At 60.9% G+C, this 7,246-nt stretch carries 4 protein-coding genes; 2 read left to right on the forward strand and 2 right to left on the reverse strand.

Features of this window, described 5'->3' with window-relative positions:
• Nucleotides 1-65: 65 nt before the first annotated feature.
• The gene (locus ABM562_RS10295) at nt 66-1,418 is read right to left on the reverse strand and encodes a spinster family MFS transporter (protein WP_460421793.1); all 1,353 of its coding nucleotides are present in this window, start codon (nt 1,416-1,418) and stop codon (nt 66-68) included.
• A gap of 278 nt (nt 1,419-1,696) precedes the next feature.
• On the opposite strand from ABM562_RS10295, the gene ABM562_RS10300 reads away from it, so the two are divergent.
• Nucleotides 1,697-3,973, forward strand: a complete 2,277-nt coding sequence (locus ABM562_RS10300) for a putative bifunctional diguanylate cyclase/phosphodiesterase (protein ID WP_115085672.1) — start codon at nt 1,697-1,699, stop codon at nt 3,971-3,973.
• On the opposite strand, the gene ABM562_RS10305 is transcribed toward ABM562_RS10300, so the two are convergent.
• A complete protein-coding gene (locus tag ABM562_RS10305) occupies nt 3,873-4,760 on the reverse strand; it encodes an NAD(P)-dependent oxidoreductase (protein WP_115085671.1) in 888 nt (295 codons plus the stop codon). The genes ABM562_RS10300 and ABM562_RS10305 overlap by 101 nt on opposite strands.
• A 201-nt stretch (nt 4,761-4,961) precedes the next feature.
• On the opposite strand from ABM562_RS10305, the gene ABM562_RS10310 reads away from it, so the two are divergent.
• Complete coding sequence (locus tag ABM562_RS10310; RefSeq protein ID WP_115085670.1) at nt 4,962-7,142, forward strand: hypothetical protein; 2,181 nt, start codon at nt 4,962-4,964, stop codon at nt 7,140-7,142.
• Nucleotides 7,143-7,246 lie beyond the last annotated feature (104 nt).

The raw sequence follows: 7,246 nt of genomic DNA on the forward strand, positions 1-7,246 counted from the left end.
CAACCTGCAGATTGCAGGCAAACATTGAACCTTGTGGGAGCCAGCCTTGCTGGCGATGAGGCCCCTCAGGCCTGGGCAAGCTTGCCCGCTCCCCCCTCACTGTCAGCCACCATCCCCTCCCTCATCCTCTGCGCATCGCGGCTAAAGCACCGAGAGGCGAACAACAGGAACACCAGCGTCAGCGACAACGCCACCGGTATCAGGTACATCGCCCCATGCAGGCCTTCAGCCTTGAACGCCTCGCTCATCTGCACCTGCCCCGCGGCCTGCATCGCCGCCACGGCAAAATGGTCCGACAGCGCCCCCACTACCACCGGCCCCAAGCCGCCGCCCAGCAGATAAAGCCCGGCAAAGAACAGCGCCATCGCCGTCGCCCGCAGCCGCGGCTGCACCACATCCTGAATTGCGGTGTAGACGCAGGTATAGAAGTTGTAGGCAAACAACCAGCCGACACCGAACACGGCCACGAACACGCCAATCTCGATGCGCCCCGCGTGCAATGCCCAGGCGGTGGCCAGCGACGCAATCAGCATGCTCAGGGCACCGAACAACAAGCGTCCGTTGGCAAAGCGCTGGTGCACCTTGTCGGCAATCCAGCCGCCGAGGGTCAAGCCCACCAGGCCGGTCAGGCCGACGATCACCCCGGTGGCTACCGCCGCCTGCTGTAGCGAGAGCAGGAAGTAACGTTGCAGCATCGGCACCATGAACGAGTTGCACGCGTAGGTAGCAAAGTTGAAGGTCAGGCCGGCCAGCACCAGCCAGCAAAAGGTCGGTACGCTCAGGACCCGGCGCAACGGCCGGTCCAGCGGCGCCTGGGAAATCGCCACCGACTCTGCCGCCCCGCGCGCCGGCTCGCGGATCATGAACATGAACACTGCCAGCAACAGCCCCGGCACCGCAGCGATAAAGAATGGCGCCCGCCAGCTGTCAAAGGCTTGCACCATCGCACCAATAGTGAAGAATGCCAGCAACAACCCCAACGGCAGCCCGAGCATGAAGATGCCCATGGCCCGCGCCCGTCGTTCAGCGGGGAACAGGTCGCCGATCAGCGAGTTGGCGGCTGGCGCATAACTGGCTTCACCGATGCCCACGCCCATGCGCACCAGCAAAAAGCTCCAGAAACTGCCGACCATGCCGTTGACCGCAGTCAGCCCGCTCCAGGCCATCAGCCCCCAGCCCATCAATTTGCTGCGTGAACCGTTGTCGGCCAAGCGCCCCAACGGCAGCCCGGCAATCGCATAAACCAGAGTGAAGGCCGTGCCTAGCAAACCGATCTGAAAGTCGCTCAGGTGCCATTCCAGGCGGATCGGCTCGATGATGATGGCGGGAATGGTGCGGTCGAAGAAGTTGAACAGGTTGGCCAGAAACAACAGAAACAGGATTCGCCAGGCGTTCGCCGCTTGAGTGGAGCTCTGCATCGATCAGTCCCTCGTTGTTATTGTTCGGGGCTTTCCAGCACACCGAACTGAATCTAGAGGGCCATCTGCGATCTGTCTGCCACCATTGACCGCACTGATACTGGGTAATTGTAACCATTTGCAGTTTTAGAACCCGGCGCTATTGGCTCAATGACCAAATCGTAGGAGTCAATGTGCCATTAATCAGGATGGGCTAATGCTGAGTTCCTATACTCCTGCAGAACGGTCTCCGAGCGGGCGATTGGGGGACGAGTGCACACTCGACGACGAGGAATGCTATGGAGTGGCTGGGGCTAGAAATGCTCGCCGAACTTCCGGCAACCGGACAGATCCTGATTGATTGCAGGCATAACCCCTACCTGGTGCTGCTTGCATTCCTGATTGCCTGTGCTGGCAGCTTCGCCACCCTCGACATGGCCGAACGCCTGAGCCACGTCGAATTGCCCGCAGCCCAGCGGCAGTGGCGCCTGCTCGGTGCCTGCTGCCTGGCTGGCGGCATCTGGGCCATGCACTTCATCAGCATGCTGGCCTTGCAGACACCGCTGGAAGTTCACTACGACGTAGCCCTGACCGGGGTGTCGCTGCTGATCATGCTGCTGGCCGGCTGGATGGCCATGAATACCCTCGGCCGCCAGGAACTGCGGCCACGCCACTACCTGCAAGCGGCGGTTTGCTTCGGCCTGGGCATCGTCGCCATGCACTACACCGGCATGGCTGCCATGCGCTCGACCGCCCAGCAGTTCTATCGCCCCGACCTGTTCGCCGCCTCCGTCGCCGCCGCAATCGCTACCAGCCTGGCAGCGCTGCTGTTCGCCCGCTTCTTTCGCAACGGCAGCGGCACCCTTTATCAACTGATGAAGTACGGCGCCAGCCTGCTGATGGCCGCTGGCATTGTCGGCACCCACCTGCTGGGGATGGCGGCACTGACCCTGGTGATTCCCCCAGACACCCCGTTGGCGCTGCCGGTCAGCGACAACAGCCTGCAACTGAGCCTGACCATCGCCTTTATCACCCTGCTGATCAGCGCCAGCAGCATCAGCGCCGCGCTTTCGGACAAGAAGCTGCAAAGCAAGGAGCACGACCTGCGCCGGGTCAACGTGTTGCTCAGCCAACTGGACCAGGCCCGGGTCTCCCTGCAGCAGGCCGCCCACTACGACGCCCTGACCAACCTGGTCAACCGCCGCGGCTTCAACCAGGTGTTCGCCGAGCGCCTGGCCGAACAAACAGCCAATGACGGCATGCTGGCAGTGATGTTCCTCGATATCGACCACTTCAAGCGTATCAACGACAGCCTCGGCCATGACGCTGGCGACGAGCTGCTCAAGGTGATTGCCACGCATATCAAGACCGCCACCCGCAGCCAGGATGTGGTCGCCCGTTTTGGCGGCGACGAGTTCTGCATCCTCACCGCCCTGCACAGCCGCGACGAGGCCCGGCACCTGGCCCAGCGCATCATGCAGAAGATGAAAGAGCCGATCGACCTGGCCGGGCGGCGCATGGTCATGACCACCAGCATCGGTATCAGCGTGTTTCCCGACGATGGCCGCAGCTGTGAAGAGCTGCTGAAAAACGCCGACCTGGCCCTGTACCAATCCAAGGGCTGCGGGCGCAATAACCTGAATTTCTTCAACAGCAACCTGAAAACCCGCGCCACCCTCGAGCTGCAACTGGAGGAGGAGCTGCGTATCGCCCTTCTGGAAGAGCGGGGCCTGCGCATCCACTACCAACCGATTTTCGATTTGCATAGCGGCCAGGTCGCCAAGCTCGAAGCACTGGTGCGCTGGCAGCACCCGCAGCATGGCCTGCTCAGCCCCGACCGTTTTATCGGCATTGCCGAAGCCAATGGCCTGATCGCCGAACTCGACCTCTGGGTACTGCGCCATGCCTGCGAAGACCTGGCCCAACTTAACCGCCACGGTTATGACGGGCTCAAGGTGACGGTCAACTGCTCGGCCTTGACCCTGGCCCGCGAGGAACTGGCCCGGGAGGTTGAAGATGCCCTGCGCCAGGCCGGTATCCCGGCGCACCAACTGGAACTGGAAGTCACTGAAAACGCGCTGATGGGCAACATCCACACCACCATCACCCTGCTCAAGGGCATCCGTGCCCTGGGCGTGTCGCTGTCGATCGATGACTTCGGCACCGGCTACTCGTCACTGGCCTACCTCAAGCGCCTGCCGCTGGACACCCTGAAGATCGATCGTTCGTTCATTCAGGATGTACCGCGTTGCCGACAGGACATGGAAATCGTCCAGGCAATCATCGTCATGGCTCACACCCTGCACCTGCAGGTGATCACCGAAGGCGTCGAAACCATCGAGCAGTACCAGTTCCTCGCCCAGCAAGGCTGCGATTTCCTCCAGGGTTATCTGCTCAGCCGGCCAGTACCGCTGGGTGAACTGCGGCCGATCCTTGGCGAGCTCAACCAGCGCCATGAACAGGCGCTGAGCAGCTTCAATCCTTACGCCGGTACAGATCAATCAAGGTCGCCGGATCTTTTTGCAGATAGCCCTGACTACCATGCAAGCGCATCAGTTGGGCGGCCAGGCCACTGATCGGCGTCGACGAACCCTGTTCGCGGGAAAATTTCACCGCGGTGTCCAGGTCCTTGAGCAAGGTGCGCACGTGCCACTTCACCGGCTCGAAACGGCTTTCGGCCATTTGCGGGGCAAGGATCTGCAGCGGCTTTGAATCGGCGAAACCACCCGCCAACGCCTCGGCGATCAGGCTGGCGTCCACGCCCGACTGCTCGGCCAGCGCCACCACTTCGGCAATTACCAGCGCATTGCAGGCGACGATCATCTGGTTACAGGCCTTGGTCACCTGCCCTGCCCCGACCGGTCCCATGTGGGTCACGCGCTGGCCGAGGGTCAAAAGCGCCGGGCGTACGCGATCAAGGTCCGCCACCGCACCACCGACCATGATCGCCAAGGTACCGGCTTCGGCGCCCGGAGTGCCGCCGGATACCGGGGTATCGAGCCAGCCCATGCCGGTCTTCGCTGCCAACTCGCTGGCCATCTCGCGGGTGGCTGTCGGTTCAAGGCTGGAGAAATCCACCAGCAACTGACCGGCCTTGCCCGCGGTAACGATGCCCTGTTCGCCAAACACTACCTCGCGCACCACGGCCGTGTCGGCCAGGCACAGCATCAACACATCGGCGTGCTGGCACAGCTCGGCCGGGGTCGCCACCTGACGGGCACCGGCCTTGACCAGTTCGGCGCATTTGTCCGGCGAGCGGTTCCACACCGTCAGCGGATAACCCGCCGCCAACAGCCTACGACACATCGGCAAGCCCATCAGCCCGATACCGGCAAACCCCAACGAAGGACGTGCAGTGCTCATGTAAAGCTCCAGACAGATTAAAGAAGTTGACTGATCGGACGATTCAGTTTGCAGGCGTGGCAAGGAAAACACCTACATAGGCATAGGGTTAACCCCTATCGCTCACGCCAAATGCGCACTGATACAGTCGCGAACCTCATCCAGTGATGGCTCTATGCTACCTACTAGAACAGCCACCCACCTCCAGGCAAATGGCGCAAAATGACCTCCAAGACTACTTCTGCCAACGCGGTTTCCGAGCTGACTTCATCCACTCCCGCGTACAGCGCTCCCGGCTCGAGTTTCTACAGCCCGCGGGCGCTTAACCCGCAGCAGTACCTGTACTTCACCGAGACCGATATCCAGCGCATCCTCGACAACCTCGACGGCCTGCGCGACCTGGTGTTCCCGCCCAGCGTGCATGTCGAAGACGACACCCAACTGCGCCTGGACCAGCAGTTTCCTTCGGTGTGCCTGATCGGCCTGGGCCGTTGTGGCTCGAACATCGCCCTGGATGTTGCAGAACTTGTATACAACGCCAGGACCTTCTACCTCAACGAATTCAACAACGAAGACCGCGCCGGCAGCGAACCGAACTACAGCCCGGCACGCTGGATTCGCAACAACCTGCGCCTGGTGCAGAACAAGGGCAGCAAACCGGTATTCCTGGTAGAGCCACTGGTCATGCTCGGTGATCTCGACAAAGACATCGCCGGGCGCATCCGCTTTTCGCGCAAGGGCGAGAAGAGCGGCTTTATCCGCGACTACAGCAAGATGAAGATCATGGACCTCTCGGAAGTCCATGCCGGTGGCGCCGGTAACGCGCCGATCCTCGGCCAGTACCTGGCCAAGATCATCCTCAACAAGGAAACCCACCGCTTTTCCAGCGCGGACTGGAAGCTGATCCACTCGTACCTGATCGACTCCTGCGGGATCAAGGCCAACCAGTCGCGGTTGTACTTCTACATCTTCAGCGCCGGTGGCGGTACGGGTTCGGGCATGGCTTCGGAATTTGGCCTGGCCCAGCAGTACTCGTACATGAACAAGACCTTCGACACCAAGCCGGCCGACGAGAACGACGGCAAGAGCGGTCATTCGTTCGTCTTCGAGCCGATCTTCACCAGCGGCATCTGCGTGCTGCCAAACATTTCCGATCACCGCAGCGAGATGTCGGAAGCCCTGCACATCAACGCCGGGCGGCTGCTGTGCAAGTATTTGTCGGAGGAATGGGACTTCTCTTACAACTTCGACAATGAAGACAGCAGCGAAGCCAGCGTCATGGGCCGCATCCGCCCGTGGAACGCGATGATGCTGATTTCCAACGACATCATGCGCTACGCCGAAGAGAACGATGACGGCAACATCCAGAACATCGACGTCAATGCCATGGAGAAGCACGCCAACCAGTACATCTCCCAGCAGATCTTCAACATCCTCACCGCCCAGGCGGTAACCACCGACTACGACCAGAACTACTTCCGCCGTGCCGGCATCGACATCGGCGAAACCATCCGCCTGGATGCCAACGACCTGTTCATGAGCCTGGCCGGCCCCGTGGCCATTGCCTATGCCGAATCGGTGGTACCGGAACAGCCGTCGCCAAGCTCGGACAAGTTCAAAGTGTTCGAGAAAGAGCAGCCGCGGCTGAACATCGACGACCTGTTCTTCCGTTCCATCGACCTGCCGCATTTCAACAAGGTGACCCAGGCGATCGAAGGTATCAGCCTGTTGCCGATCGAGTCCCGCCGCTACCGCGCCGCCCTGGAGCAATACCAGGCCTCCGGCTATGACGCAGCGGCGCTGCACGACCTGCACTTTTTCAAGAATTGCTCGTCGGTGGTGTCGATCGTCTCCCTGCCCAAGGACTACAAGCTGTCGTACATGGACCTGAACCGGCTCAAGACCCACCTCAACAGCCTGTTCCCCAACACCACGCTCAAGCGCTACGCGCTGGTCATCGGCGCCTCGGCCAACCTCTCGCTGACCACCCTGATCGCCAAGAGCCCGTGCCTGTCGGACGACTTCCTGACCTTGATCGTGGCGTTCATCAAGCGTTGCTTTGCGCGTAACCCGTACCGCTTCGACGATACCCTGGACAATGCCATCCTCGAGTTCATCACCAGCGACGCCTTCGATGAAGACCGCATCGATGAGCTGCTCAACGAATTCGAGAACCCGGCGAAGATCCTCGATACCAACTGGTACGCGATCAAACCGATGTACGAGAAGAAATACCGCGAGCTGATCAACGACAAGAGCAAGTTCGTCTCGATCAATGACATCCGGCTGTCACGCGAATGCGTGAAGAAAGCGGTGAAATACCTGCGTGAGATTTACCGTCACCGCATTGGCAAGACCCGGGTGATCTCTTTGAACAGCCACACCGGGAAAGTGGATTACTGATTGAAAGCATCGCGGGGGAAAACCCCCCCCCCCCCCCCCGGGGAAGAGGGTGACCGCAGCCACAAAGTTTACATCATCCCCCCGCCCACCCCCCCCTTCCCCCA

It is taken from the genome of Pseudomonas sp. ZL2 (genome assembly GCF_054788455.1).